The sequence below is a fragment of the Cupriavidus sp. CPT47-8839-RL05A genome, assembly GCF_058792255.1.
This window is the reverse complement of sequence record NZ_JBYTEG010000003.1, coordinates 178,517-202,848: the sequence shown is the minus strand read 5'-3', so window position 1 is coordinate 202,848 and position 24,332 is coordinate 178,517. Positions and strand designations below refer to the sequence as shown.

Annotated in this window: 22 protein-coding genes and 2 pseudogenes; 12 read left to right on the top strand and 12 right to left on the bottom strand. The window is 65.1% G+C overall.

Translation table 11 applies throughout. The annotated features are described in order from the left end of the window. Positions 1-174 precede the first annotated feature (174 nt). The 5 genes from AC3WVS_RS04605 to AC3WVS_RS04585 form a co-directional block, all read right to left on the bottom strand. On the bottom strand, positions 175-1,095 hold the full coding sequence (locus tag AC3WVS_RS04605; RefSeq protein WP_492317592.1) for a dioxygenase family protein: 921 nt from the start codon (positions 1,093-1,095) through the stop codon (positions 175-177). A gap of 69 nt (positions 1,096-1,164) precedes the next feature. Further along, positions 1,165-1,365 (bottom strand): hypothetical protein, encoded by a 201-nt coding sequence (locus AC3WVS_RS04600; RefSeq protein ID WP_492317591.1) that lies wholly within the window; start codon positions 1,363-1,365, stop codon positions 1,165-1,167. A 129-nt stretch (positions 1,366-1,494) separates the two neighbouring features. Next, positions 1,495-2,049 (bottom strand): cupin domain-containing protein, encoded by a 555-nt coding sequence (locus tag AC3WVS_RS04595; RefSeq protein WP_011614618.1) that lies wholly within the window; start codon positions 2,047-2,049, stop codon positions 1,495-1,497. A 214-nt stretch (positions 2,050-2,263) separates the two neighbouring features. Further along, positions 2,264-2,875, bottom strand: coding sequence for a UdgX family uracil-DNA binding protein (locus AC3WVS_RS04590; protein WP_492317590.1), 612 nt, complete (start codon positions 2,873-2,875; stop codon positions 2,264-2,266). Positions 2,876-2,906: 31 nt separating this feature from the next. Next, a complete protein-coding gene (locus tag AC3WVS_RS04585) occupies positions 2,907-3,602 on the bottom strand; it encodes a recombinase family protein (protein ID WP_492317589.1) in 696 nt (231 codons plus the stop codon). Between the two features lie 288 nt (positions 3,603-3,890). On the opposite strand from AC3WVS_RS04585, the gene AC3WVS_RS04580 reads away from it, so the two are divergent. Beyond that, positions 3,891-4,358, top strand: coding sequence for a hemerythrin domain-containing protein (locus AC3WVS_RS04580; protein WP_492317588.1), 468 nt, complete (start codon positions 3,891-3,893; stop codon positions 4,356-4,358). 134 nt (positions 4,359-4,492) lie between these two features. Continuing rightward, a complete protein-coding gene (gene fdxA, locus AC3WVS_RS04575; protein WP_492317587.1) occupies positions 4,493-4,822 on the top strand; it encodes a ferredoxin FdxA in 330 nt (109 codons plus the stop codon). Here the strand turns inward: fdxA and AC3WVS_RS04570 are convergent. After that, complete coding sequence (locus AC3WVS_RS04570; RefSeq protein WP_492317586.1) at positions 4,819-5,913, bottom strand: substrate-binding domain-containing protein; 1,095 nt, start codon at positions 5,911-5,913, stop codon at positions 4,819-4,821. The genes fdxA and AC3WVS_RS04570 overlap by 4 nt on opposite strands. 150 nt (positions 5,914-6,063) lie before the next feature. Between AC3WVS_RS04570 and AC3WVS_RS04565 the strand changes: the two genes are divergently transcribed. The 5 genes from AC3WVS_RS04565 to AC3WVS_RS04545 are packed head-to-tail and all read left to right on the top strand — an operon-like array spanning position 6,064 to position 12,172. Then, positions 6,064-6,594 (top strand): formate dehydrogenase subunit gamma, encoded by a 531-nt coding sequence (locus tag AC3WVS_RS04565; RefSeq protein WP_492317585.1) that lies wholly within the window; start codon positions 6,064-6,066, stop codon positions 6,592-6,594. Next, positions 6,591-8,153 carry a formate dehydrogenase beta subunit gene (locus AC3WVS_RS04560; RefSeq protein WP_492317584.1) on the top strand — a complete coding sequence of 521 codons (1,563 nt, stop codon included), beginning with the start codon at positions 6,591-6,593 and terminating at the stop codon, positions 8,151-8,153. Before AC3WVS_RS04565 ends, AC3WVS_RS04560 begins: the two co-directional genes overlap by 4 nt. A 35-nt stretch (positions 8,154-8,188) precedes the next feature. Continuing rightward, positions 8,189-11,068, top strand: coding sequence for a formate dehydrogenase subunit alpha (gene fdhF, locus AC3WVS_RS04555; RefSeq protein WP_492317583.1), 2,880 nt, complete (start codon positions 8,189-8,191; stop codon positions 11,066-11,068). A 16-nt stretch (positions 11,069-11,084) separates the two neighbouring features. Continuing rightward, on the top strand, positions 11,085-11,951 hold the full coding sequence (gene fdhD / locus AC3WVS_RS04550) for a formate dehydrogenase accessory sulfurtransferase FdhD (protein WP_492317582.1): 867 nt from the start codon (positions 11,085-11,087) through the stop codon (positions 11,949-11,951). Continuing rightward, positions 11,948-12,172: a formate dehydrogenase subunit delta gene (locus tag AC3WVS_RS04545; RefSeq protein WP_010811246.1), complete on the top strand. Its 225-nt coding sequence runs from the start codon at positions 11,948-11,950 to the stop codon at positions 12,170-12,172. Before fdhD ends, AC3WVS_RS04545 begins: the two co-directional genes overlap by 4 nt. Before the next feature lie 18 nt (positions 12,173-12,190). Here the strand turns inward: AC3WVS_RS04545 and tssA are convergent, their stop codons facing one another. From tssA to AC3WVS_RS04515, 6 genes are read right to left on the bottom strand one after another with little or no spacing between them, the layout of a single operon-like run. Continuing rightward, a complete protein-coding gene (gene tssA, locus AC3WVS_RS04540) occupies positions 12,191-13,237 on the bottom strand; it encodes a type VI secretion system protein TssA (protein ID WP_492317581.1) in 1,047 nt (348 codons plus the stop codon). 2 nt (positions 13,238-13,239) lie between these two features. Further along, positions 13,240-14,280 (bottom strand): type VI secretion system baseplate subunit TssG, encoded by a 1,041-nt coding sequence (gene tssG, locus AC3WVS_RS04535; protein ID WP_492317580.1) that lies wholly within the window; start codon positions 14,278-14,280, stop codon positions 13,240-13,242. Between the two features lie 2 nt (positions 14,281-14,282). After that, positions 14,283-16,163: a type VI secretion system baseplate subunit TssF gene (tssF, locus tag AC3WVS_RS04530; RefSeq protein WP_492317579.1), complete on the bottom strand. Its 1,881-nt coding sequence runs from the start codon at positions 16,161-16,163 to the stop codon at positions 14,283-14,285. 4 nt (positions 16,164-16,167) lie between these two features. Beyond that, positions 16,168-16,689 carry a type VI secretion system baseplate subunit TssE gene (tssE, locus tag AC3WVS_RS04525; protein ID WP_492317578.1) on the bottom strand — a complete coding sequence of 174 codons (522 nt, stop codon included), beginning with the start codon at positions 16,687-16,689 and terminating at the stop codon, positions 16,168-16,170. Further along, the gene (locus AC3WVS_RS04520; RefSeq protein WP_492317577.1) at positions 16,682-17,518 is read right to left on the bottom strand and encodes a type VI secretion system accessory protein TagJ; all 837 of its coding nucleotides are present in this window, start codon (positions 17,516-17,518) and stop codon (positions 16,682-16,684) included. Before AC3WVS_RS04520 ends, tssE begins: the two co-directional genes overlap by 8 nt. Continuing rightward, a complete protein-coding gene (locus AC3WVS_RS04515; RefSeq protein ID WP_492317576.1) occupies positions 17,508-18,110 on the bottom strand; it encodes a TagK domain-containing protein in 603 nt (200 codons plus the stop codon). Before AC3WVS_RS04515 ends, AC3WVS_RS04520 begins: the two co-directional genes overlap by 11 nt. Positions 18,111-18,563: 453 nt before the next feature. Here AC3WVS_RS04515 and AC3WVS_RS04510 point away from each other — a divergent pair. The 5 genes and pseudogenes from AC3WVS_RS04510 to AC3WVS_RS04490 form a co-directional block, all read left to right on the top strand. Beyond that, positions 18,564-19,829, top strand: a pseudogene (locus tag AC3WVS_RS04510) (AAA family ATPase); the annotation flags it as partial. After that, positions 19,820-20,224: pseudogene (locus AC3WVS_RS04505) on the top strand (type VI secretion system contractile sheath large subunit); the annotation flags it as partial. The pseudogenes AC3WVS_RS04510 and AC3WVS_RS04505, both read left to right, overlap by 10 nt. A 128-nt stretch (positions 20,225-20,352) precedes the next feature. Beyond that, a complete protein-coding gene (locus tag AC3WVS_RS04500; protein WP_492317575.1) occupies positions 20,353-20,838 on the top strand; it encodes an Hcp family type VI secretion system effector in 486 nt (161 codons plus the stop codon). A gap of 130 nt (positions 20,839-20,968) precedes the next feature. Beyond that, complete coding sequence (locus tag AC3WVS_RS04495) at positions 20,969-23,431, top strand: type VI secretion system Vgr family protein (RefSeq protein ID WP_492317574.1); 2,463 nt, start codon at positions 20,969-20,971, stop codon at positions 23,429-23,431. Between the two features lie 17 nt (positions 23,432-23,448). Beyond that, positions 23,449-24,306 carry a DUF4123 domain-containing protein gene (locus AC3WVS_RS04490; RefSeq protein WP_492317573.1) on the top strand — a complete coding sequence of 286 codons (858 nt, stop codon included), beginning with the start codon at positions 23,449-23,451 and terminating at the stop codon, positions 24,304-24,306. Positions 24,307-24,332: the final 26 nt, after the last annotated feature.

The window sequence follows — 24,332 nt, the reverse complement described above, 5'->3', positions numbered from 1 at the left end:
GCATGGCGCCGGACTGGCGACCACCAGCACTGCCACGATTGCGTGGACATCCAATGCTGGCGGTCGCGTGACCTGAATGAACTACGGAGCGAGCACGTCAGGGTCCGCGGCTTTGGCGCCAAGTCGCAGGGCGCCGGGCGGGCAGGTTCAACATCTCCGTGAGTCGAAAGCAGTTCAGGGCAAGGGCGGCTTGGGCAGGCGTGTCTCCCCCGGTTCGAGTTTCAGTTCGACATCGAGACGGAAGCCGCCGCCATCGACCGGCTCAAAATCGCGCAGCAGCGAGCCGACGGCGCCAAACGCCGCGTCGCTGAAGGCAAAGGGATCCAGGGCATCGAAGATCTGCGTGGTCAGCACCTTGTGCCCTGGTGCGATGGCGATGAAGTGAAGATGTGCCGGGCGCATGTGGTCGCGGTTCTGCAGGGCCAGGAGGTCGCCGCAGGGGCCGTCGATCGGGACGCCATAGCCTGAGGGCCGCACGCTCTCGAACCAGAAGCGCCCGTCGGCATCGGTCTCGAACGCGGCACGCAGGTTCATGTCCTCCTGGTGTTCGTCCTGGTTCTCGTACAGGCCGCTTGGCGCCGCCTGCCACGTCTCGACGCGCGCGCCGGCGATCGGCGTGCCGTCGATCGACACGACGCGTCCCTGGACGAACAGCGGATCGCCCGTGGTGTCCGGGGTTGCGATGTGCGCGCCGTTGGCGCGAACCGGCTGGTTCGCGCGCCAGAACGGGCCGATTAGCGCGGGTTCGGTGCCGCCCGCTGCAAGCACGGCCTTGGCATCCATCAGAAGCACCAGTGTGGCAAGTCCGAGAATATCCGCCAGCAAGATGCCCTCGTGCTTTTTCGGTCCGGTGGCCTGGCCGATGCGGACCATGAAGTCCAGGCCATGGTGGAGTTCCTCATAGGTCAGTTGGACCTCTGACGCGAAGGCGTGCGCATGCCGGATAAGCGCATCAAGAATGGTCCTGGTGCGCGGGTCGTGTGTCCCGGAATTCGCTTTGAGCACGGCGTTCAGCAGTGCCTCGGGGGTGGCTGGAATCGATTGCGCGTTTGATGCGGATGGCGCGAGCGCGCTTTCTGCGGAGGCAGATGTCATGATGGTCGGCTCCTGATGATTGAAAGAGTGGTTGTTGCCTGGCGAGGAGACGGACATTGGCGCCCGGTCTCAGTCGCTCTGGATACGTGCCTTGGTCGCGACGTCGGCCCAGCGCGGGACATCTTCCGCGACCCGGGCAGCGAGTTCTGTGGGCTGGCACGCCACGGCCTCGAAGCCGAGATCGCGCGCCTGTTGCCGCACTTCGCTGCTCGGCAGGATGCGACGGATCTCGGCGTACAGGTGGCGGCTCGGGTGCGCCTGCCGGAGCAAACAGCGCCTGTATGGTCTCGGAACGATAGCCCGGAAAGCCGGACTCGGCCAAGGTCGGAATCTGCGGCAGCCCAGGCCAGCGCCGAAGGCTACCGGGCGCAAGCACCCTGAGCGACCCCGCGGCCGTCTTCAGTCTGCGGCGCGGTGTTCCGCCTTGTCCGCTTCCGTTTCCGTGATGTAGCCGTCCTTGCCATAGACAAGACCGGTGGCCTCGGCTGCCTTCACTACGTCCGGGTGCCAGGCGATGCGGCCGCACTCCTCGTCGGTGCCGCCGACCACCGAGTACACGACCAGGGCGTGGTCGTTAGGGTTGCGGAACCCTCTCATCACGCCGATCGGGCAGGAGATCACATCCCACTGGTTCAGCATCAGCGAGTACTGGCCCTTCTCGCCCCAGATGACTTCCATCTGGCCATTCAACGGGCAGAACACTTCCTCGGTCTTGTGCGCGTGCAGGCTGGCGCCTTGCCCGACCGGGATTTCGATGAAGGTCACGCCGAAGCGGTGGTTACCCGGAATCGCCGGCTCGACGCCTTTGTTCTCGAGCACGCCGCGGTTCATGATCTTGTAGATGTTCTTCTTCATGCCGGGCAGGCGGCTTTCGATGAAGGTCTCACCGTAAGGTTTGACCTTGCCCCAGCGCGCGATGCGGGTGGCTTCCATTTCCTGAGGAGTGGGATCCATGCTGATTCCTTGGTGCAATGAAGTTGGGAGAACGGAAGGGCGATTGCCTTCTGTCCGTGCAACTTTAAGAAGCGCTCAGTGATTAATCCATTACCATTTTTCTCGCGACTCGATAACATTTCGGTATCGAGAACTTGCGAGGCTTCGATACTTTGTCGTGAGGGTATCCTGCCGGCCGATGGAATCTTCTCCCTTCAGGGAGTGGCCTGATGCTTCAGCTTTCCGCGTTGCCGCGCGCCAGCCGCGCGGCGGCGCGCAGGCTGCGCACGATGCGGTCGAAGGTGGCGGCTCGCGCCTCGTCGGTGCGCTGGCGCAAAGCGAACGACGGGTGGTAGGTGGCGATGACAAGCCGCCCCTCGTGCTCGACTGGCGTCTCCATCATTCCAGCCAGCGACACGCTCTTGCGGCCCAGCACCGCACGAGCCGCGGTGGCGCCAAGCGCGACCACGACCCTGGGCCCGACTTTCTCCAGTTCGCGCTCCAGCCACAGATTGCAGGCCTCGATCTCCTGCTGCGCCGGTGACTTGTGCAGCCGGCGCTTGCCGCGCCATTCGAACTTGAAGTGCTTGACCGCATTGGTCATGAAGAGCTTGTCGCGGTCCAGCCCCGCGCTGGCCAGTGCTTCGTCCAGCAGGTGCCCGGCCGGGCCGACGAACGGGGAGCCCTGCAGGTCTTCCTGCGCCCCCGGCTGCTCGCCGACCAGCATGATGCGCGCATGGGTGGCGCCGGCGCCGGGCACGCCCTGGGTGGCATTGCGCCACAACGGGCAACGCCGGCATTGGTTCAGCTCATCGCGGCTGACGGGCAGCTTCCTGTGCTCGGGCATGGCGGCACGGCGCGCTGTGCTGCTGTCGCTCTCATCCGGTGGCAGCTTCGGTCGCCGATTCTTCAGCGTCGGCCATGGCCGCGGATGCCGCATGGGGCTGTGCGCCTGGCTCGGCGGCGCGGATGCGCAGCACGGTCTGGCGTGAAGTGCTGAAGCGCCGCGCGGTCTCGCTCACCGAATTGCCAGCGGCCAGCGCGTTCAGGATCGCATGGCGCTGTTCAGGCGTGTGCTTGGGCGGACGGCCCACCTGACGTCCCATGGCCTTGGCCGCGGCCAGGCTCTCGCGCACGCGCACGCTGCGGGCGGCGCCTTCCAGCGCGGCGACCGCACGCAGCACCTCGACCGCCTCCGGCGGCGTGGCGCTGGCCAGGTCGTCACGGGACAGCTGCACGCAATACAACGCCACCCCCAGCAGGCGGAAGCGCCGGATGGTGGCCAGCACCTCGGGCACGCTCCAGCCCAGGCTGCACAGCCGCAGCGACACGACCGAGTCGGCCGGCTGCACCTGGTGCTGCAGCGCGCGCAGGCGCGGGCGCTGCAGCGCGGGCACTGACGCGGGCTCTTCTTCCCAGAAGGCATGGCGCGCATCTACGCCATAGCCGGCCTCGCGCGCGGCTTGTAATTCGTCCATCATGGCCGGCTGGCCATCGGCACAATTGGAGTAGAGGAATGAGGTCGGCATGGCGGTGATGAACGGCGCGGATGCGCCGTCCGGTATCGGTTGCATTTCGGACAGGGATACTCCTGTTTCGGCTTACTGCGCCACGCCGCAAATTTCATGCCGCGCTTGCCACGCACAGAGCAAAGGTGAGGGGGCTCCCAAGGCACGGTATGCAGGCAAATGAAGCCGCGGCAAGCCTGGTCCGACCGACGCGGCGCTGCGGGCACAATTACAAGGCTTCGCGCAGGAATTGCAACGACGGGCAGGTGCGCTGCCTGCGCTGGGGCGGGCACGGAATCTGCGTTCTCCCCAGCGCAAAGCCGGAGCGCCGGAAAATCCCACCAGGAGAAAACCGTGGACAAGTCGAAGATTCCCGCAGACCAGGCCCAGGCCCTCGGCGCATTGATGGACGACCATCGCGCTGTCAAGAAGCAGTTCAAGGCGTTCAAGGACACTGAAGATCGCGACGAGAAGCAGGCGATCGCGCTGGAGGTGTGCAACCAGCTCACGGTGCACGCCACCATCGAGGAGGAGATCTTCTATCCGGCGCTGCGCGGCGTCAGCGACGAGATCGACGACCTGCTGGACGAGGCCGAGGTCGAGCACCAGGTGGCGAAGGACCTGATCGCTGCGATCGAGGAGGATCCGGCCGGCGACAAGCTCGAGGCCAACTACACGGTGCTGTCAGAATACGTCGCCCACCATATCGAGGAAGAGGAGGGCGAGCTGTTCAAGAACGCGATCAAGGAAAAGGTCAACCTGCGCGACGTGGCACAGGCCATGGCGGCGCGCAAGGAAGAACTGATGCGCGAGACCGCTTGACGCGCCTGCGCCCGGGCCAGGCCGGGCGCGGCTCTTCAGCGGATTTGAAGGAGTCGCACAATGCGGCGCGTCCCGCGCCCGCGGGCGGGGCGTTACCATCACGCGGTCGTCACCCGCCGTACCGCAACTGCCCCATGACCTTTGTCGTGACGGATGCCTGCATCCAGTGCCGCCATACCGATTGCGTCGAAGTCTGCCCGATGTCGTGCTTCCACGAAGGGCCCAACTTCCTCGCCATCGACCCCGACCAGTGCATCGATTGCTCGATGTGCGTGCCGCTGTGCCCGGCCGGCGCGATCTACTCGGAGCATGACCTGCCCGAGGACCAGCGCCATTTCATTGCCCTCAATGCCGAACTGTCGCGGCGCGCTGACTGGCTGCCGTTGCTCAAGGCCAAGGGGCCGATCCCCGGCCATGAGCAATGGGCCGGTCATCCTGACCGCCTGTCCCTGCTGGAGCGCTAGCGCGCCACAGCATAGTCCGGGAACGCTTCTTCCAGCGTCAGCACGGTGCCGGTCAGCGCGCCGTCGTAGCCGGGCAGTGCATTGACGCGCTGGCGGAAGGCTTCGCTGGTAAGCGCGTCCACCGCGCCGGCCAGTGCCGCGCTGCGCAGCTTGGCGCGCTCGATCGCAAAGAAGTAGCGCTCCTTGATCACCGGCACGAACGCCAGCCCGAAGCGCCGCGCCGCGGTTTCCACGCCAAAGCCCACGTCGGCCATGCCGCTGCCGATATACGCGGCCACCGCGGCGTGGGTGAATTCACCGTTGCTGTAGCCCTCGATGCGGGCCGTGTCGATGCCGCGCGCGGCCAGCATCAGGTCCAGCAGCAGGCGCGTGCCCGAGCCCACCTGGCGGTTGACGAAGCGCACCTCGCGCCGGGTCAGGTCTTCCAGCGTGTGGATGCCAAGCGGGTTGTCCGGCCGCACGAACAGTCCCTGGCTGCGCACCGCCAGGTGCACCAGGCAGTGGGTGTCCGGTTTGAGCCAGGTGGTGAAATGCCGCCACATACCGTGCTCGAACTCGCCCACCGGCACATGGAAGCCGGCGATATCGCAGGCGCCTTCGGCCAGTGCCGCCACGGCCTCGACGCTGCCGCAGTACTTCAGGTCGTGCCGCACCTGCTGCTCGTCGAGGAAGTCGCGCAGCGCCGCCACCGCGAAGCCGTGGCTGGCATGCAGCCGCGCCGTGGCTTCGGGCTGGTCCATCAGCTTCTTCAACTCGATCTCCAGCTCGGACGCCAGGCTGTCGAGCGTCGGCGACAGCCGCGCGCCGATCCGCTTGCTGGCCCACACCAACTGCTGCGCCAGCGGCGTCAGCGCGCTGCCGCGCCCGCGGGTCTTGTCGATCAGCGGGCCGCCGAACAGCGCCTCGGCATCGCGCAGGATGCCCCAGGCGTAGCGGTAGGACAGCGATACCGCCTGTGCCGAGTGGCTGATGCTGCCGGATTCCTCGATGTGCCCGAGCAGGGCCACTAGCCGGGACACGTCGAGGGCGTCGCCACCGGGGCTGGCGTCGTCCCGGATCTGCAGGTGCGGGTGGATCGAGATGCGGATCATATGTAGAAAATAGCTTATTGAAGGGCCGCTGTCACTCTCATATAGTCCTTCAAACGGGAAAAAACGGCGACGCCACAGCCCGTAAATAGGAAAAAAATAGCATATAAGAGGCCGCGCTGCCGATCTGCGCAACGCCTCACAGGAGACGCTATGCCAGAAATTTCCCCCCACGCACCGGCATCCGCCGACGCCACGCGCATCGCCGCCATCGTGGCGGCACGCCAGGACATGCCGGGCGCCTTGCTGCCGATCCTGCATGAGATCCAGGACACACAGGGTTATATCCCCGACGCCGCCGTGCCCGTGATTGCCCGCGCGCTGAACCTGTCGCGCGCCGAGGTGCACGGCGTGATCACCTTCTACCACCACTTCCGCCAGCAGCCGGCCGGGCGCCATGTGGTGCAGGTCTGCCGCGCCGAAGCGTGCCAGTCGGTCGGCGCCGAAGCGCTGGTCGCGCATGCGCAGCGCGCACTTGGCTGTGGCTTCCATGAAACCACCGCGGACGGGCAGGTGACGCTGGAGCCGGTTTATTGCCTGGGCCAGTGCGCCTGCGGCCCGGCGGTGATGGTCGGCGAGCAACTGCACGGCTATGTCGATGCCAAACGCTTCGACGCGCTGGTGCGCTCGCTGCGCGAGTCGTCCGCGGAAAAGACCACGGAAGCCGCGGAGGCACAGGCATGATCACGATCACCACCATCTTCGTGCCGCGCGATTCCACCGCGCTGGCGCTGGGCGCCGACGACGTGGCCCGCGCCATCGCGCGTGAGGCCGCGGCGCGCAACCAGCACGTGCGCATTGTGCGCAATGGCTCGCGCGGCATGTTCTGGCTGGAGCCGCTGGTCGAGGTGCAGACCGGAGCCGGCCGCGTGGCCTATGGCCCGGTCAGCGCCGCAGACGTGCCGGAACTATTCGACGCCGGCTTGCTGCAAGGCGGCGAGCACGCGCTGTCGCAGGGCGTCACCGACGAAATCCCCTTCCTGAAGCAGCAGGAGCGCCTGACCTTCGCCCGCGTCGGCATCACCGATCCGCTGTCGCTGGACGACTACCGCGCGCATGAGGGCTTTGCCGGCCTGGAGCGCGCGCTGGCGATGCAGCCCGCCGAGATCGTGCAGGAGGTCACCGACTCCGGCCTGCGCGGCCGCGGCGGCGCGGCGTTCCCGACCGGCATCAAGTGGAAGACCGTGCTGGGCGCGCAGTCCGCGGTCAAGTACATCGTCTGCAATGCTGATGAAGGCGACTCGGGCACGTTCTCCGACCGCATGGTGATGGAAGACGACCCGTTCATGCTGATCGAAGGCATGACCATCGCCGCGCTGGCGGTGGGTGCGGAGCAGGGCTACATCTACTGCCGTTCCGAATATCCGCACGCGATTGCCGTGCTGGAAAGCGCGATCGGCATCGCCAACGCCGCCGGCTGGCTCGGCGACGATATCCGCGGCAGCGGCAAGCGCTTTCACCTGGAAGTGCGCAAGGGCGCCGGCGCCTATGTCTGCGGCGAGGAAACCGCGCTGCTGGAAAGCCTGGAAGGACGGCGCGGCGTGGTGCGCGCCAAGCCGCCGCTGCCGGCGCTGCAGGGGCTGTTCGGCAAGCCCACGGTGATCAACAACGTGATCTCGCTGGCCACCGTGCCGGTGATCCTGGCGCGCGGCGCGCAGTACTACCGCGACTACGGCATGGGCCGCTCGCGCGGCACGCTGCCGTTCCAGCTGGCCGGCAACATCAAGCAGGGCGGACTGGTGGAGAAGGCGTTCGGCGTCACGCTGCGCGAGCTGCTGGTCGACTACGGCGGCGGCACGCGCAGCGGCCGCGCCATCCGCGCGGTGCAGGTGGGCGGGCCGCTGGGCGCGTACCTGCCCGAGTCGCGCTTCGACGTGCCGCTGGACTATGAAGCCTATGCCGCGTTCGGCGGCGTGGTCGGCCACGGCGGCATCGTGGTGTTCGATGAAACCGTCGACATGGCAAAGCAGGCCCGCTACGCGATGGAGTTCTGCGCGATCGAATCGTGCGGCAAGTGCACCCCGTGCCGGATCGGCTCGACCCGCGGCGTCGAAGTGATGGACCGCATCATCGCCGGCGAGCAGCCGGTCAAGCACGTAGCGCTGGTGCGCGACCTGTGCGACACCATGCTCAACGGCTCGCTGTGCGCGATGGGCGGCATGACCCCGTACCCGGTGCTGTCCGCGCTGAATGAATTCCCCGAGGACTTCGGCCTCGCCTCCAACCCAGCCAAGGCCGCCTGAGCCAGGTCCAGCAGAGACACGGGAGACAAACCGCCATGAATGCCCGCAACGAGATCGATTTCGGCACGCCCGCCAGCCCATCCACCGAACTGGTCACCCTGGAGGTCGATGGCGTCAGCGTCACCGTACCCGCCGGCACCTCGGTGATGCGCGCCGCGATGGAAGCGCAGATCGCCGTCCCCAAGCTGTGCGCCACCGACAGCCTCGAAGCCTTCGGCTCGTGCCGGCTCTGCCTGGTCGAGATCGAAGGGCGCCGCGGCTATCCGGCATCGTGCACCACGCCGGTCGAAGCCGGCATGAAGGTCAAGACCCAGAGCGACAAGCTGGCCGACCTGCGCCGCGGCGTGATGGAGCTGTATATCTCCGACCACCCGCTCGATTGCCTGACCTGCCCGACCAACGGCAACTGCGAGCTGCAGGACATGGCCGGCGTGGTCGGCCTGCGTGAAGTGCGCTACAACGACGGCGGCCCGGAAGCTGCGCCGATCGCGACGCACACGCAGATGAAGAAGGACGAATCCAATCCTTACTTCACCTACGACCCCTCCAAGTGCATCGTCTGCAACCGCTGCGTGCGCGCCTGCGAGGAAACGCAGGGCACTTTCGCCCTGACTATCAGTGGCCGCGGTTTCGATTCCCGCGTCTCGCCCGGCACCAGCCAGTCGTTCATGGAATCGGACTGCGTCTCGTGCGGCGCCTGCGTGCAGGCGTGCCCGACCGCGACGCTGACCGAGACCTCGGTGATCAAGTTCGGCCAGCCCTCGCACAGCACCGTGACCACCTGTGCCTATTGCGGCGTGGGCTGTTCGTTCAAGGCCGAGATGAAGGGCAATGAAGTGGTGCGCATGGTGCCGTACAAGGACGGCAAGGCCAATGAAGGCCACGCCTGCGTCAAGGGCCGCTTTGCCTGGGGCTACGCCACGCACAAGGACCGCATCCTCAAGCCGATGATCCGCGCGAAGATCACCGATCCGTGGCGCGAGGTGTCGTGGGAAGAGGCGATCGACTATGCCGCGTCGCAGTTCAAGCGTATCCAGGCCGAGCACGGCAAGGACTCCATCGGCGGCATCGTGTCGTCGCGCTGCACCAATGAAGAGGGCTACCTGGTGCAGAAGCTGGTGCGCGCAGCCTTCGGCAACAACAACGTCGACACCTGCGCGCGCGTGTGCCATTCGCCGACCGGCTACGGCCTGAAGCAGACCCTGGGCGAATCGGCCGGCACGCAGACCTTCAAGTCGGTGGAGAAGGCCGACGTGATCATGGTGATCGGTGCCAACCCGACCGACGGCCACCCGGTCTTTGCGTCGCGCATGAAGAAGCGCCTGCGCGCCGGCGCCAGGTTGATCGTGGTCGATCCACGCCGCATCGACCTGGTCGACTCCCCGCATATCCGTGCCGACTATCACCTGCAACTGCGCCCGGGCACCAACGTGGCGCTGGTGACCTCGCTGGCGCACGTGATCGTCACCGAAGGCCTGCTCAACGAAGCCTTCATCGCCGAGCGCTGCGAGGACCGCGCCTTCCAGCAATGGCGCGATTTCGTCTCGCTGCCGGAGAACTCGCCGGAGGCGATGGAAAGCGTGACTGGCATTCCGGCGGAACAGCTGCGCGGTGCCGCACGCCTGTATGCCACCGGCGGCAACGCTGCGATCTACTACGGCCTGGGCGTGACCGAGCATGCGCAAGGCTCCACCACCGTGATGGGCATTGCCAACCTTGCCATGGCAACCGGCAATATCGGCCGCGAAGGCGTGGGCGTGAACCCCCTGCGCGGACAGAACAACGTGCAGGGCTCGTGCGATATCGGTTCGTTCCCGCATGAGCTGCCGGGCTATCGCCACGTGTCGGACTCGACCACGCGCGGCCTGTTCGAAGCCGCGTGGAATGTCGAGATCAGCCCCGAGCCGGGCCTGCGCATCCCCAATATGTTTGAAGCCGCGCTGGCCGGCAGCTTCAAGGGTCTGTACTGCCAGGGCGAGGACATCGTCCAGTCCGACCCGAACACGCAGCACGTGTCCGAGGCGCTGTCGTCGATGGAATGCATCGTGGTGCAGGACATCTTCCTGAACGAGACCGCCAAGTACGCGCACGTGTTCCTGCCGGGCTCTTCCTTCCTGGAAAAGGACGGCACCTTCACCAACGCCGAGCGCCGCATCTCGCGCGTGCGCAAGGTGATGCCGCCCAAGGCGCGCTATGCCGACTGGGAAGCCACCATCCTGCTGGCCAATGCGCTGGGCTACCCGATGGACTACAAGCATCCGTCGGAGATCATGGACGAGATCGCGCGCCTGACGCCGACCTTCGCAGGTGTCAGCTACAAGCGCCTGGACCAGCTCGGCAGCATCCAGTGGCCGTGCAACGCCGAGGCGCCGGAAGGCACGCCGACCATGCATATCGACACCTTCGTGCGCGGCAAGGGCAAGTTCATCATCACCAAGTACGTGCCCACCACCGAGAAGATCACGCGCGCCTTCCCGCTGATCCTGACCACCGGCCGCATCCTGTCGCAGTACAACGTCGGCGCGCAGACGCGCCGTACCGACAACGTCTACTGGCATGCCGAGGACCGGCTCGAGATCCATCCGCACGATGCCGAGGAGCGCGGCATCAAGGACGGCGACTGGGTCGGGGTGCAGAGCCGTGCCGGCGACACGGTGCTGCGCGCGATCGTCAGCGAGCGCATGCAGCCGGGCGTGGTCTACACTACCTTCCACTTTCCGGAATCCGGCGCCAACGTGATCACCACCGACAACTCAGACTGGGCCACCAACTGCCCGGAGTACAAGGTGACCGCGGTGCAGGTGCTGCCGGTGGCGCAGCCGTCGGCGTGGCAGCGGGAGTACCAGGAGTTCAACGCCCAGCAGCTGCAACTGCTGGAAGCCGCCAGCGCCGACCCGGCGCAGGCCGTACGCTGAGCGGAGGGGCCACGCCATGATGCGCTGCATGCAGTCACCGGAGGTGCATCCGGCCGCGGCCGGAGACGCCGAGCCGCCCACTCACAGCACCTTCGCCGTCAGCCGCTGGCGCCGCGGCGAGCTGATGCTGAGCCCCGATGAAGTGGCCGAGGAGGTGCCGGTCGCGCTGGTGTACAACGGCATCTCGCACGCGGTGATGCTGGCGACGCCGGCCGACCTGGAGGACTTCGCACTCGGCTTCAGCCTGAGCGAAGGCATCGTCGCGAGTGCCAGGGATGTCTATGACATCGAAATCGACACGCGCGAGGAAGGCATCGCGGTGCAGCTGGAGATCGCATCGGAAGCCTTCATGCGGCTCAAGGACCGCCGCCGCTCGCTGGCCGGGCGCACCGGCTGCGGACTGTGCGGCACCGAATCGCTGGAACAGGTGATGCGCCTGCCGGCACCGGTGCGCAGCGATGCCAGCTTCCATACCGACGTGATCCAGGCCGCGTTCGTGCAACTGCAACTGCGGCAGGAATTGCAGCAACACACGGGTGCGACGCACGCTGCCGCATGGCTGCGTGCCGATGGCCATGTATCACTGGTGCGTGAAGACGTGGGCCGCCACAACGCGCTGGACAAGCTGGCGGGCGCGCTTGCCCGCAGTGGCGAGGACATCTCCAGCGGCGCGGTGCTGGTGACCAGCCGCGCCAGCTATGAAATGGTGCTGAAGACCGCCGCCATCGGCGCCGGCGTGCTCGCCGCGGTATCCGCACCGACGGCGCTGGCCGTGCGGCTTGCCGAACAAGCCAGCATCACCCTGGCCGGCTTCGTGCGCGCCGGCGCGCACGTGGTCTATGCCCATCCCCAACGTCTGCAGCACGAAGCGAGCCTGGCATGAAGATCGACAACCTCATCACCATGGCCAACCAGATCGGCAGCTTCTTCGAGGCCATGCCGGATCGGGAAGAGGCCGTCTCTGATATTGCAGGGCATATCAAGCGGTTTTGGGAGCCGCGCATGCGCAAGGCCTTGCTGGGGCATGTGGATGCCGAGGCAGGGAGCGGACTGCTGGACATCGTGCGCGAGGCGTTGGGGCGCCATCGGGCGATGCTGGAGTAGCTTGCAGGCCGGTTGCCGCTATGTGTCCTGCGCCCAGCGCTCCACCAGATCCGCAGGGATCGCCTGGAACACTTCATCGAAGCGCTTGCCGGTCAGCCGCTCGGCTTGCCTGAGCAGCAGTGCCACCGGGCTGCTGGGTTCGTGGAACTCGAACCATTGACGCGCGGCGCGGATGGCGGCCAGGGCGGCATCGCGATCCCGCGGTTTGCAGCCGTCTGCGTGCACGGCGGTTGCGGCAGGGGAAAGACCGCCGGCAGCATCGCCGCATGAAGGAGCAGCGACTGGCGCGGCCGTTGGTGCGGCGACCTGCGCTGGCGGGGCGGTTGCGACAGTGCTCGTCATCAAGCCAAGCAGCCTGAGCAGCGGGCTCAAGTCGGGGCTGTCCTGCCGGAGGTTGGCTTTTGCCCAAGCGTCAATGGCCGCTGCTTGGGCCGCGGCCTCGTCGAGTGCCGTGAGGGCGGGGCTGTTCTGCTGGCGCAGATCCTGCATTTGTTGTCGCACCGATTCCGGCGCCAGGGCGTCCGCGGGCCGCGGCACGCCGAGCGAACGCTCGACGTCGCGGATCTGCAGCCGGAGCGCCGCGTTGCCAGTGATCGTCAGCTCCCGCACGTCCCGCATCAGCCCCTCCGGGTCGGTCAGCGCGGCCAGCGCATTGGCGCGCATCGCGGGATCGGTTTCGCCATCGACGCATAACTGCGGATGGACGGCATCGGGCCATTTTGCCAGCAGCCGCGCCATGGCCGCGAGTCCGTCGCGCAGGCCGCTTGCCTGGCCTAGCCGGGTACGGCAGCGCAGCAACAGCGCCAGGATGCGGATGTCGCGCGTGCGCAGCAGCAGGCGCCGGCAGTCGCGCTCCAGATCCGCCCAGTTGATGGCCTCGGGCTCGCTGACGAAGTTGCCGTACTGCGCGTCGGGCTTCGGCGCCGCCTTGGCCAGCAGCACGACGAACTCAGGGTCGTATTCCAGGTCGTCACCGCATGGCCTGTCGGGTGCGACAGGTTCCAGCAGTTCCGGGAAGGGAAAGTCAGGTCTTGGCACCGGTACGGCCTTGGCTTTGGCATTCATGGTCAGTGTGTTGCATAGTGTTCGGGCTCGAACACCATGCCGGTGATGGCGCGGCTGTGATCCGGTTCGCCCAGCCATGTAGACCAGCCCAGGCGTTCCTGCGAGCCCAGGATGGCAGGCGGCGCCGAGTCCGGGATCACCTGCAGCTCGGCTTCCCAGACGAACTCGAAACCGACGAAGGCGCGCACCCATTCGATGAGCGTCGGAAGATCCCTGCCGTTCGGCGTGAAGTTCAAGTATTGCTGCAACCCGAGCGGACCGATCACCAGACGGAACTTGTGTTGGCGGTCCGGCACCATTTCACCAAGCATGGCGCCTTGCCCCATGACCCCTGGGGCGCCCGGGTGTCCCAGGCGGCTGCGCTCGGCCGGATCGACGGCGATCCAGTGCAATACATACTCTTCAAGCCTGACGGGCACACCAAAGAAGTGTGAAAGCGTGGCCGCGATGCCGTCGGGATTGCGTGCTTCGCGCACCTGGTGTGCGCTCGCAGCGAGCCGGGCGTGCGGCGGCAGGGTGCTGTGCGCGATTTCGTCGGCTTCATTGCCCGCCAGCCAGCCGACATAGCGGGAGAACACCTCGCCGTCGCGCCGATCGAGGCCCGCGGTGGCTTGCGCGCTTGCCCACGCGCGGTAGAACTGCGTGAAGGCGCGATGGTGGAAAAGATCCAGGAAGTCGGCGGTGGTGTTGTCCCGCTGTGCCTCGCTACGCTCGCGTACAACTTCCGTCAGGTGAATCGGCAGCGCCCCGTTCGGCCCCAGCATGCCCAAGCCAAACAATTGCACCTTGAGCCGGCCGGGCAGCGGCTGCACCTGCGCAATCTCGCGCGGCGCGAAGGTGAGCGCGGCCTGCTGGCCAGCCCGGAAAGGCTCGTCGCGTGGCCGGCTCGCCTGCCCGATCGGGGGCAAGTCAGGGTGCCGGGCGGACAGATGCCGCAGGAGCCCCAGGAAGCTCAGCTTCCACGGCGCCTGGCCGGCATAGTTTCCGGGCGCGGCCGTCGCCGCCGGCGAGGGCGGCACATTGTCGTCGTTGCCTTTGAACATGGCTACACGGCGCTGCGGCCGCCCATGCGCACGGGCCAACGATGCACCAGGCCGCGTTGCATGGAGTGCAGTTCGGTTTGCGTGAAGACATTGACCGAGACGTGGCGCGCCAGGAAATGCTCCAGCACCACGCCGAACAGGTATGGGCTGATGCCGGAGAAGCCGCCTTCGTCCACCGTGAGCTGGCACTGGATGCCGCGGCCGTAGATCAAGGGCCCGTTGCCTGGCAGCCGGCGCATGACTGGTTTCACGTTCGCGCCGATCAGGCTCTGGATTTGCCCCTGGTGCGCGAGGTCGTCGTTCGCCACGAAAAGCCGCAGCATGTCACGCAGGCCCTGGCCCCCTGAGCGATGCTCCAGGTCGGTCAGCGACAAGTAGTTGAAGCCCAGCAGCCGTATCAGGCGCCAGGCCATTTCACCATCCGCATAGGGCGGCCGTGGTGCCGACGGCGCGCGGATCAGGCCGATCCCGTCCACGGGGATGGAAGCTGCCGGGGTCAGGTCGTGCCGGCCATTGCGCGGTACCAGATTGGGCAGATCGCGATTTGTAACCAGCGATTCCACTGACAGGTAGCGCAAGGCGTCCGGGTAGGGAGCTTCGTTCTGGTCCACCAGCGACACGAACAGCTCGGTGCCGACGTATGCCGTGCGTGTGCCGTACTTGCGAGCCTGCTCAGAGATCAGCCGACGCTCGCGCCGCAGGGAAAAGTAGCGGCCGTGGTTGCCTTCATCACTATTCAGGGTGGTAAAGAGCGGCTGGAAGTCGATGCCTGCGCTGTGCTCGGACCGTTGTGCGGAGAGCTGCCTGACGGTGTGGATTTCGTAGTCAAACGGATGCTGCCGGTCGGCGACCAGGTGAAACTCGGCGCGGCCCGGCGTGACCTCGATGCGATCGGTGCGCTTTGGAAACAGATTGACCACCGGTGTGCAAAACAGCGCGAACTGTTCGCGGTCGACCTTGCTGGTCAGATCCCGGGGCGGCTTTGACAGCAGCACGACGATCTCGGCTTCCTTGCTGCGGATCCGGCTCAGGCCCTGAGCGAGCTTGTTGAGGCCGAAGAAATAGAAGCGCTGCGGGCAAGCGAAGTACTCATGCAACAGGTTGTGGCCGTGGAAGCTGTTCCACTGCAAAGGCAGCGCGCCTTCGCCCGGTCCCATTCCCACGTAACTGACAGCATCCTGCGCCACTGCGCAGGGGCGCTCGCTCATGGCCCCGGGGTGTCCGATCAGCGTCGCCACACCGGCGCTGTGCAACAGTTCGAACAGTTGTGAGGCGATCAGGTCATCGCCGCGCAGATAGACCGGCAGGTGGTCCAGGCCGGGCAGTTGGTCGAAGGTCGCGTCTCGCGTACAGCGCAGGCGCAACCGCAGTGCACCCTGGACTGTCACATGGGCGGGCACATAGCGCTCCGGCCCCCTGACATCGGGCGGAATGCCAGTGAGCCGCGCTTCGGTGATCTCAACCGGCCACAGTGTCAACGGCTGCGTGGTCCTGAACTGGCAGGCCGTCTTCTCTCCAGGCGCCGCCGCCGCGTTGACCTCCGTGCCGCGCGGAACCTCCACGCCATGCGCAAAATCGCCCTCGCTCTGGCTGGGTCGGAACTGCGCGACCGCAATCGATGGCGTCGGCGCCACATAGTTGGGGTAGATCACCTCCAGCAGCCGCTGCGTGAAGCGTGGGAACTCTGCGTCCAGCTTGATCTCGGTACGCGCTGACAGGAAGCAGAACGCCTCGATCAGGCGCTCGACGTAGGGGTCGGCCACCTCGATGCCCTGCATGCCCAGCCGTTTCGCGACCTTCGGGTGCTGTTTGGCGAATTCCCCGGCCAGCTCGCGCATATAGACGAGCTCGCGATTGTAGTAATCGAGCAGTTGCGGATCCATGGTGTCAGCTGGCGTGGATCGATTGGACACTCATCCGGCTGGTTTCCAGGTCGAGCGAGCTTTGGGCAGTGAACGCCATCGGATACGGGTTCATATGGATCAGGCCTTTGATCTCGAACACCAGGGTGTTGTAGCGTTGTGGCGCATCTTCTTTGAGAAGCGGCTTCACTTCCAGCGAGCCGGGGATGAGCCGGGGTTCGAAGTCCAGGATCGCACGCCTGACGATGGTGATGATATCGCTCCACTTGTGTTCGGCCAGATAACTGCCGGCGACCGGGGACACGCCGTAGTTGATGGTCGATGCGGCAGCAGCGGGATAGCGCTTGCGATCGATTTCATCCTCGCGATTGGTGGTGTTGAGCAGATAGGTGAGGTCGCGCTGGATGATCTCGCGCATCTGGGCACGCGTGACGGTGTATTCGTCCGCGCTTTCCGTCTGGCGCTGGGGCGCGTCGTCGCGCAGCCGGTCCAGCAATGTCGGCAGCAGTTGCGAATTCGGGCGGCGCGGCGGGCGGTGTTCAGCCATGCTCCGCGTCCAGGGTGAGTGTTGTCACATCCAGCATGGCGACATCCCCCGTGTCCGTCATCCAGGTCTTCTGGCCGAAACCGATGACACCTGTCTCGCCCGCTTCACTCCAGCTGGTTTCGCGAGCCAGCCGAATCCCGTCGCTGCCTTGTTCGGAGCCTGGGTAGCGCACCGGCAGGAAGCCACGGCTGACCACGCCGTCGGCGAGTGTCACCGTGGCCGGGCGCCATAACAGATCCAGCAACCCGGACGCCTTGCCCAACTCGATCTTGCGCATCTGCGCAAAGGGCAGCCAGGCGTAGCGCCCCGCGGTTACGATCTCGCAGGTCGGTCCCAGCCGTGTGTCAGTGTCGGTAATCCAGGCAAAGCGCACGCCGTCGTGCGCGCCGGCTGAGGCTGGCACCTGCGACAGGGCCAGGTGCCGGCTGGCGTCCGCGGCTGAGCAATCGCCGGCCTTGTTTCCTGCCAGAGCCGTGTGGAGCTTTGCCACCCACGCCGGGGCCGGCAGCAGCGAGCCGGGGGTGCGCTGGCCGGCAAATACCTCGCCACGGAACACCTCCGCACGGATCAGGTCGCGGTACACATGCGCGGTTTGCGCGAAGCCGGGCGCAAGCTGCGTGGCGACCTGCAATTGCTTGAGGGCCCTGGACCAGTCACCGACCACGCAGAGCCACTGGAATAGCCGCCAACGGAAAGCGAAAGAGCCAGGTTCCTCGCGGACCTGCGCCTCCGTCTGGGCCAGCGCGCCCTTGACCGAGCCGCTTCGGCGAAGGATTGATGACAGCCCCGTGTCGGATGCCTGACGAGGGGTGTGCGATTCAAGCGTCATGGTCAGGATCAGGCGTCAGCGCCGGCGCGGGACGGTAGGCGCTGTCCATCGAGACCAGATGGTGTTCGCGACGGGTAAGCGGGGCCGTGACATTGCGGCGCCGCGTGGGCGCAATGTCGCCAGCGAACAGCCACAGCACGTCCGGCGCAGCCGGGGTTGAAAAGAGTTCGTGCTCTTCCAGGGATTCTTGGGAGCCGATCAGCGAATCAATATGGCCAGCTGTGTCCAGCATGTCCATCAAGCTATCGGCATGGTTCGCTTCGCGCGCGACCGTTTGCAGCGGCTTCGGGTCGACCTCCGCCGGGATCTGAACTGTCGACGTTGCATTTGAGCTGGCATGTGCACTGACGTAGTTCGGATCCCGTAGCGCCGTCTCGGCCTCGCGTTTGAGCTGATCGAGCACGTCGGCCGGGTCAGGGGCAGCCGCCGCCGTTGTCCCCGCGCCACCGGCTGGCTTCACCAGCGAGAACGGATCGGCAGCGTCTGGCTGCGGCCCCCCAAGCGCATCCCAGGGCCAGGGCGCATTGCTGTCGCCACCGAGTCCGGCGTTGACGGCGTGGATTTCTGCAGTGCGGTTCTGCCAGTCGCTCATAGCCCAGCCACCTGAGGTTATTGGTTTTCGAGAGCGTCTGATGATAATCGAAAATCCTGGCGTAACGAATTTTAAATCGAATGGAATTTTCCTATTAAATATCCGGAAAATCAGAATTAAAAGATGATTTTAGCAGTTTAAGGATGATCCTATGGACATCGGATAAAAATGATGTATGTCTCGGATGGATTGTCAAAAATTGTAATATTTCATGCGGGCATGGTGTTGGGTCATTGTCGGCGCGAAGAAATCGTGATAATCGCGCGATGGTGTGAATAAGTTCTTCAAAATCAATTGGTTAGATAAATTTAAGATGCCGCCGTGCAGGGATTTTGTCGCGGATGAGAAGTTTGCTAGCATATTGTTTTGGTCATATCCTAAAAAAGCCAATAACAAAATCTCTGTGCAATGGCAGCCCTCTCTTCCAAGGAGGGCGAACGGCAAAGGCATCGAATGGATATTTCGCGTCAGGCGTTATTTGGCCGACTCAATCTCACGCTATTCAAGGCGATCGAAAGCGCGACGGCCTTTTGCAAGCTCCGCGGCAACCCGTACGTGGAGCTTGTGCATTGGCTCCACCAACTGCTGCAAGCCCCGGATGGCGACCTGCAGCGGATGCTGCGCCATGCCGGCGCCGACCTGTCCGTGCTTGAAGCCGACCTGACCCGCGCGCTGGCCGCGTTGCCTGCCGGCGCCACCTCGATCAGTGACTTTTCGTTCCAGCTTGAGTCGGCGATCGAGCGGGCCTGGGTCTATGCGACGCTTGCTTTTTCCGATGACCACGTGCGCGGCGCCTATCTGCTCGCTGCGCTGCTCAAGACGCCGGAGTTGCGCCGTACGGTGCTGGGCATCTCAAGCCAGTTCGCGAAGGTGCGGCCCGATGACCTGGTGGAAATGGCACCGGCGCTCCTCGCGCAATCGCCTGAGAGCCGTGAAGCGGCGTATGACGGCAGTGGCCTGGCGCCGGCCACACCGGGTGAAGCCAGTGGCGCGACGGCACCTGCCAGTGCCGGCAAGCCCGCCCTGGGCAGGTACTGCCGCGACTTGACCGAGGAGGCACGCGCGGGCCGGCTGGATCCCGTGATCGGCCGCGAGCATGAGATCCGCACCATGACGGACATCCTGCTGCGCCGCCGTCAGAACAATCCGCTCCTGACCGGAGAGGCGGGCGTCGGCAAGACCGCCGTCATCGAGGGGCTGGCACAGGCCATTGCCGCGGGTGAGGTGCCGCCCAGCCTGAAGGACATCAGGCTGCTGAGCCTCGACGTGGGTGCGCTGCTGGCGGGCGCCAGCATGAAGGGCGAGTTCGAAGCGCGGTTGAAGGGCGTACTTGAGGAAGCTGCCAGATCCCCGACGCCCGTGATCCTGTTCGTCGATGAAGTCCACACGCTGGTTGGCGCCGGTGGCCAGGCCGGCACCGGCGATGCCGCGAACCTGCTCAAACCGGCGCTGGCGCGTGGGGCACTGCGCACGATCGGCGCCACCACCTGGAGCGAATACAAGCGCCACATCGAGAAGGATCCGGCGCTCACCCGCCGCTTCCAGGTGCTGCAGGTCATGGAACCGGACGAAGCCAGTGCGGTCGCCATGGTGCGGGGTCTGGTCCGGACGTTCGAGGCGCATCACCAGGTACTGATCCGCGACGAGGCGGTGCGCGCCGCCGTCAGGCTATCGCATCGCTTTATCCCGTCGCGGCAGTTGCCCGACAAGGCGATCAGTCGATGCAGAAGCCAGCCGAGTACTACGACGCTGATGCGACCGCCAACGCCAACCTCTCGGCACGCCTGCCGTACCTGTTCGCCTGCTCGCGCTTTGCCCATTACCTGAAGTGCATCGTGCGCGACAAGATCGGCGCCTTCAAGGAGCGCGAGGACATGCAGCGCTGGCTCAACGAATGGATCATGAACTACGTCGATGCCGACCCGGCCAACTCGTCGCAGGAGACCAAGGCGCGCCGACCGCTGGCGGCAGCCGAGGTGGTCGTCGAGGAACTGGAAGGCAACCCCGGCTACTACAGCGCCAAGTTCTTCCTGCGTCCGCACTTCCAGCTCGAGGGCCTGACCGTCTCGCTGCGGCTGGTGGCGCGCCTGCCGTCGGTCAAGGACGCCGCCTGAGCGTCGCTCAGGCATTGAAACGTACCGGTAGTTCCACGCCGAGGTATCGCGCCCCTGACCTGATTGGGGCGCGGCCCTGGTTGTGGCTCTTGTCTGCAGTACCTGTCTTAACGTCAAGGAGTTTTGCAATGGCACAGGACATTTTCCTGAAGATCAACGGCATCGACGGCGAGTCGCAGGATTCGTCGCACAAGAACGAAGTCGAAGTACTGGCCTGGGACTGGAGCATCGAGCAGCAGTCCACCATGCACGCGGGCAGTGGCGGCGGCGCCGGCAAGGCGACCGTGTCGGACCTGTCCTTCGAGCATTTCATCGATCGCGCATCGCCCAACCTGATGAAGTACTGCCTGACCGGCAAGCACATCAACGAAGCCGTGCTGGTGGTGCGCAAGGCCGGCGGCAATCCGCTCGAATACCTGAAGCTCACCATGACCGACGTGATCGTCACCAGGGTGAGCCCCAAGGGTTCGGTGGATGACGAAGTACGCATGCGCGAGAAGGTGGCGCTGTCGTTTTCCAAGGTGAAGCAGGAGTACGTGGTGCAGAACGCCCAGGGCGGCAGCGGTGGCGCCGTGACCGCGGGTTACGACATCAAGGGCAACAAGGAAGCCTGATTGTCATGGCTGGCCTCGCCGGCTACCAGTGTTGAAGCTGGCGAGGCCAAGGAGTCTGGCACTGACCGAGTGCGGAATCCATGCGGATGACAACGGCCCGACTCTGAGCAGCCGTTAAAGAGATGACCTTATGAGTGCGCTAAACAATCTGAAAAACCTGGCCGTTGGGCGGAATCGCACCGTCAGCGTCTCCAGCGCGGCGATTCCCGACCTGTTGGGGCAGCCCCAGCTGGAGTTCGTGAGGCTCTCAGGTCATGAGGGATTGAGCGAACTCTTCACCTACAAGGTAGACCTGCGTGCGGTCTCGCCTGCCGCGGAACAGTATCTTGCGGAGGCCGATCCCGATGCGATGATCGGCCGCGAGATGACCGTCACCATCGAGCTCGATGGCATGGGCACCGGCCTGCTGGGTGGGGTAGGGGCTGGGCATCGCGAGATCACCGGTGTCATCTCCGATATCGAACATGTCGGCGGCGTTGCGGAGAATCGCTTGTACCGGTTCACGCTGCGCCCCTGGCTGTGGCTGGCGACGCAGACGTCCGACTTCAAGCCTTTCCAGAAGAAGACGGTGATTGAGATTCTTGACGAGGTGCTTGCGGACTACCCGTTCTCGGTGGAGAAGCGCCTCGATACATCGGTCTATCCGAAGCTCGCCTGGGAGGTGCAGCATGGAGAGACCGATGCGCATTTCATCCAGCGGCTGACCGAGGAGTATGGCATTACCTACTTCTTCGAGCATGACGGCGGACACCATCGGCTGATCCTGGCCGCCGAATCGGGAGCATATCGCCAGTTCCCCAGCGAGGCCTATCACACGCTGCCCATCTATCCGCGTGGCTTCAAGATCGACCAGGAACATCTGGTCCGCTTCGATCCGGTCAACCGGCTGCGCACGGGCAAGGTGACGCTGAACGACTACGATCCGCGCAAGCCGCGCGCGAATCTGACCACCGACAACAGCCAGCCGCGCGATACCAGCTTCGCTGATTTCGAGCGCTACGAGCACCCGGGCGACTATGTCGATCCGGCGGTGGGCGAGATGCGGGCGAGGATTCGCATGGAGGAACGCCGCTCACGCGGCCGGCGCGCACGTGGCGCGGGTGCGCTGCGCGGGGTGGCGGCGGGCTGCACCTACCTGGTGAGCAATCACAGCAACCCGGCGATGAACCGCGAGTTTCTGGTGACCGGTGCGACGCTGGACCTGGAGGATGTCGGCGGCGAATCCGGCAGCGGGCAACAGTTTTCGTGCCGCGTTTCGTTTGAAGCGCACCCCACTGATGAAGTCTTTCGCCCCCCGCGCACGGTCGGCAAACCACGCGTGGCTGGCGTGCAGCGAGCGGTGGTGACCGGCCCGAAGAACCAGGAGATCTGGTGCAACGACCACGGCAACGTGATCATTCAATTCGAATGGGACCGCTACGGGAAGTACGACGAGAACTCGTCGCCATGGATTCGGGTGGTCAATGGCTGGTCGGGCGACCAGTTCGGCGCGATGCACATTCCGCGGATCAGGCAGGAGGTCATTGTGGCGTTCATCAACGGCGATCCGGACTGTCCGGTGATTGTCGGGCGGGCGCCGAACCAGCTCAATCTGCCGCCGTGGTTATTGCCCCACCAGCAGTCGTTGTCGGGCTTTCGGAGCCGCGAATTCGCAGACGGGAGTGGCAAGGGTGGTGGCCGCGCGAACAAGGTGATCGCGGACGATACGCCGGGGCAACCGCAGGCACAAATCGGCTCGGACTACCAGGCGTCGGAGCTGGCGCTCGGCCATATCGTCGATATCCCCGGCAATGCCGGTCGCACGGACAAACGTGGCGAAGGATTTGAGCTTCGTACGGACGCCTGGGGTGCCTTGCGCGCCAGCCTCGGCATGCTGGTCAGCACTTATCCGCGCGAGTCTGGCGACGACTATGCGCTTAGCATGGGAGCGGTGGTTGACGGCCTGCGGGAGAGCGCCAGAGAGGCCGATCAACTGATCGACGCCGGCAGGACAGTCGAAGCCCATGATGGGGAGCCTGCGGCCGTGTCCAAGATCCTTGCCAAGCAAGTGGACGCGATGCTGGGAGAAGGCCGCCTCAAGGAGCTGACCTCGCCGCACCTGGTTCTCGCCAGCCCAGCGGGAATCATCCAGGCCACTCCGGGATCAAGCCATACGCGCAGCGGCGGACACGCTGCCGTGACCGCCGGACAACATATCTCCCTGACCGCCGGGGGCGGCCTGTTCGCCAATGTCCGCAAGGCGTGGCGCGTGTTTGTTCATGAAGCAGGGATCAGGCTGGTAGCTGCTTCCGATGACATCGACATCCACGCCCTCAGGAACTCGGTCAACTTGCTCGCAAAGCTGAAGATCACCTTGACAGGCGAGCGGATCGAAATCAGCGCCGAAAAGGAACTGCGGCTCTCCGGTGGCGGCAGTGCGATCGTGCTTAACGGCAATATCAATGAGTACACGCCCGGCGGCCACACCATCCATGCCGCAAGCAAATCCAAATCGGGTCCGCGCAGCATGCCGGTGGAATTCGAGACAAAGTCGCTTTGTATTGAATGCCTGCTCAAGGCTGCCAAGAGCAATGCCGCACTGGTTCTGCGTTGATGTCCGGGATGGCTGCCATGACTGAATCGATGCCTCTGTATGTGCTCGCCGATGGCGCGCAGTTTCCCGCTAACGTTGCCTTTCTGGTGGCGCAGGCTCCGGAGTGCCGGAACGTGTATGCCGGAATGCCGGAAGAGCGGGCGGAGAGCGCGTCGCTGTTCCTGGCGCGCGTCGGCGAGGGCCAGCCGGCGTGGATGACAGAGCTGGATCGACTGGATCAGCAGATGCCGTGCATCTCATTGATCCTGAGCGATGCCGGCATCGACGCCATGGCGATGCATCTGCAGCAGTTTCTGATTGCCGACCTGGGCGACAAGATGTCTGCGCTGGTGCGCTACTTCGATCCGCGCAATCTCGCTGCCTTCCTGAGCATTCTCGGCCCGGAGCTTGCCGAGAAGTTGACGCGGCCTATGTATCAATGGAAGTACCGCGGGCACTCGCGGAAGTGGAACGGCATAAACGGTGGCGCTGAGTACACCGCAGTGCAGGACACCCCGGTGGCCATCAGCCTGGATCAGCGGCAACAGGATTACCTGATTGCTCACTGCGAGCCGGATCAGGTGCTGTTCAGCCTGATTCAAGGCGGCGTAGTCGCCGGCGCAGGGCTATATGCGGAGCGCTTTGAAGACTTGCTGCATCGATATCGGCGCGTTGCAGCCTGGGGGCTCACGGAGACGATGTGTCGGCTGCGGTATTGCGAGTACAGCTATCGGTATGGGTTCGATTTCGACGAGCACCCGGAGGTGCGGACGGCGCTGGAAGCGAGATGGCGCGAAGGCGGTTCGTTCATTGAAAGCGTTGACGCATTGCCGGATCACGTATGGACGGAGTTGCTGCATAAGCGCCAGCGTGGTGCCGGACACAACGGTGAGTGAAATGTGCGTACAGCGTTGGCTGGCAG

Coding starts and splice junctions, on each gene's coding strand:
- AC3WVS_RS04495 (WP_492317574.1), top strand. CDS start 20,969: ATGAGTGCGCTAAACAATCTGAAAAACCTGGCCGTTGGGCGGAATCGC.
- tssE (WP_492317578.1), bottom strand. CDS start 16,689: ATGGCTGAACACCGCCCGCCGCGCCGCCCGAATTCGCAACTGCTGCCG.
- AC3WVS_RS04565 (WP_492317585.1), top strand. CDS start 6,064: ATGCCAGAAATTTCCCCCCACGCACCGGCATCCGCCGACGCCACGCGC.
- AC3WVS_RS04560 (WP_492317584.1), top strand. CDS start 6,591: ATGATCACGATCACCACCATCTTCGTGCCGCGCGATTCCACCGCGCTG.
- AC3WVS_RS04590 (WP_492317590.1), bottom strand. CDS start 2,875: ATGCCCGAGCACAGGAAGCTGCCCGTCAGCCGCGATGAGCTGAACCAA.
- AC3WVS_RS04490 (WP_492317573.1), top strand. CDS start 23,449: ATGACTGAATCGATGCCTCTGTATGTGCTCGCCGATGGCGCGCAGTTT.
- tssG (WP_492317580.1), bottom strand. CDS start 14,280: ATGTTCAAAGGCAACGACGACAATGTGCCGCCCTCGCCGGCGGCGACG.
- AC3WVS_RS04570 (WP_492317586.1), bottom strand. CDS start 5,913: ATGATCCGCATCTCGATCCACCCGCACCTGCAGATCCGGGACGACGCC.
- tssA (WP_492317581.1), bottom strand. CDS start 13,237: ATGAATGCCAAAGCCAAGGCCGTACCGGTGCCAAGACCTGACTTTCCC.
- fdhF (WP_492317583.1), top strand. CDS start 8,189: ATGAATGCCCGCAACGAGATCGATTTCGGCACGCCCGCCAGCCCATCC.
- AC3WVS_RS04585 (WP_492317589.1), bottom strand. CDS start 3,602: ATGCAACCGATACCGGACGGCGCATCCGCGCCGTTCATCACCGCCATG.
- AC3WVS_RS04500 (WP_492317575.1), top strand. CDS start 20,353: ATGGCACAGGACATTTTCCTGAAGATCAACGGCATCGACGGCGAGTCG.
- AC3WVS_RS04605 (WP_492317592.1), bottom strand. CDS start 1,095: ATGACATCTGCCTCCGCAGAAAGCGCGCTCGCGCCATCCGCATCAAAC.
- AC3WVS_RS04515 (WP_492317576.1), bottom strand. CDS start 18,110: ATGAGCGACTGGCAGAACCGCACTGCAGAAATCCACGCCGTCAACGCC.
- AC3WVS_RS04545 (WP_010811246.1), top strand. CDS start 11,948: ATGAAGATCGACAACCTCATCACCATGGCCAACCAGATCGGCAGCTTC.
- tssF (WP_492317579.1), bottom strand. CDS start 16,163: ATGGATCCGCAACTGCTCGATTACTACAATCGCGAGCTCGTCTATATG.
- fdhD (WP_492317582.1), top strand. CDS start 11,085: ATGATGCGCTGCATGCAGTCACCGGAGGTGCATCCGGCCGCGGCCGGA.
- AC3WVS_RS04520 (WP_492317577.1), bottom strand. CDS start 17,518: ATGACGCTTGAATCGCACACCCCTCGTCAGGCATCCGACACGGGGCTG.
- fdxA (WP_492317587.1), top strand. CDS start 4,493: ATGACCTTTGTCGTGACGGATGCCTGCATCCAGTGCCGCCATACCGAT.
- AC3WVS_RS04595 (WP_011614618.1), bottom strand. CDS start 2,049: ATGGATCCCACTCCTCAGGAAATGGAAGCCACCCGCATCGCGCGCTGG.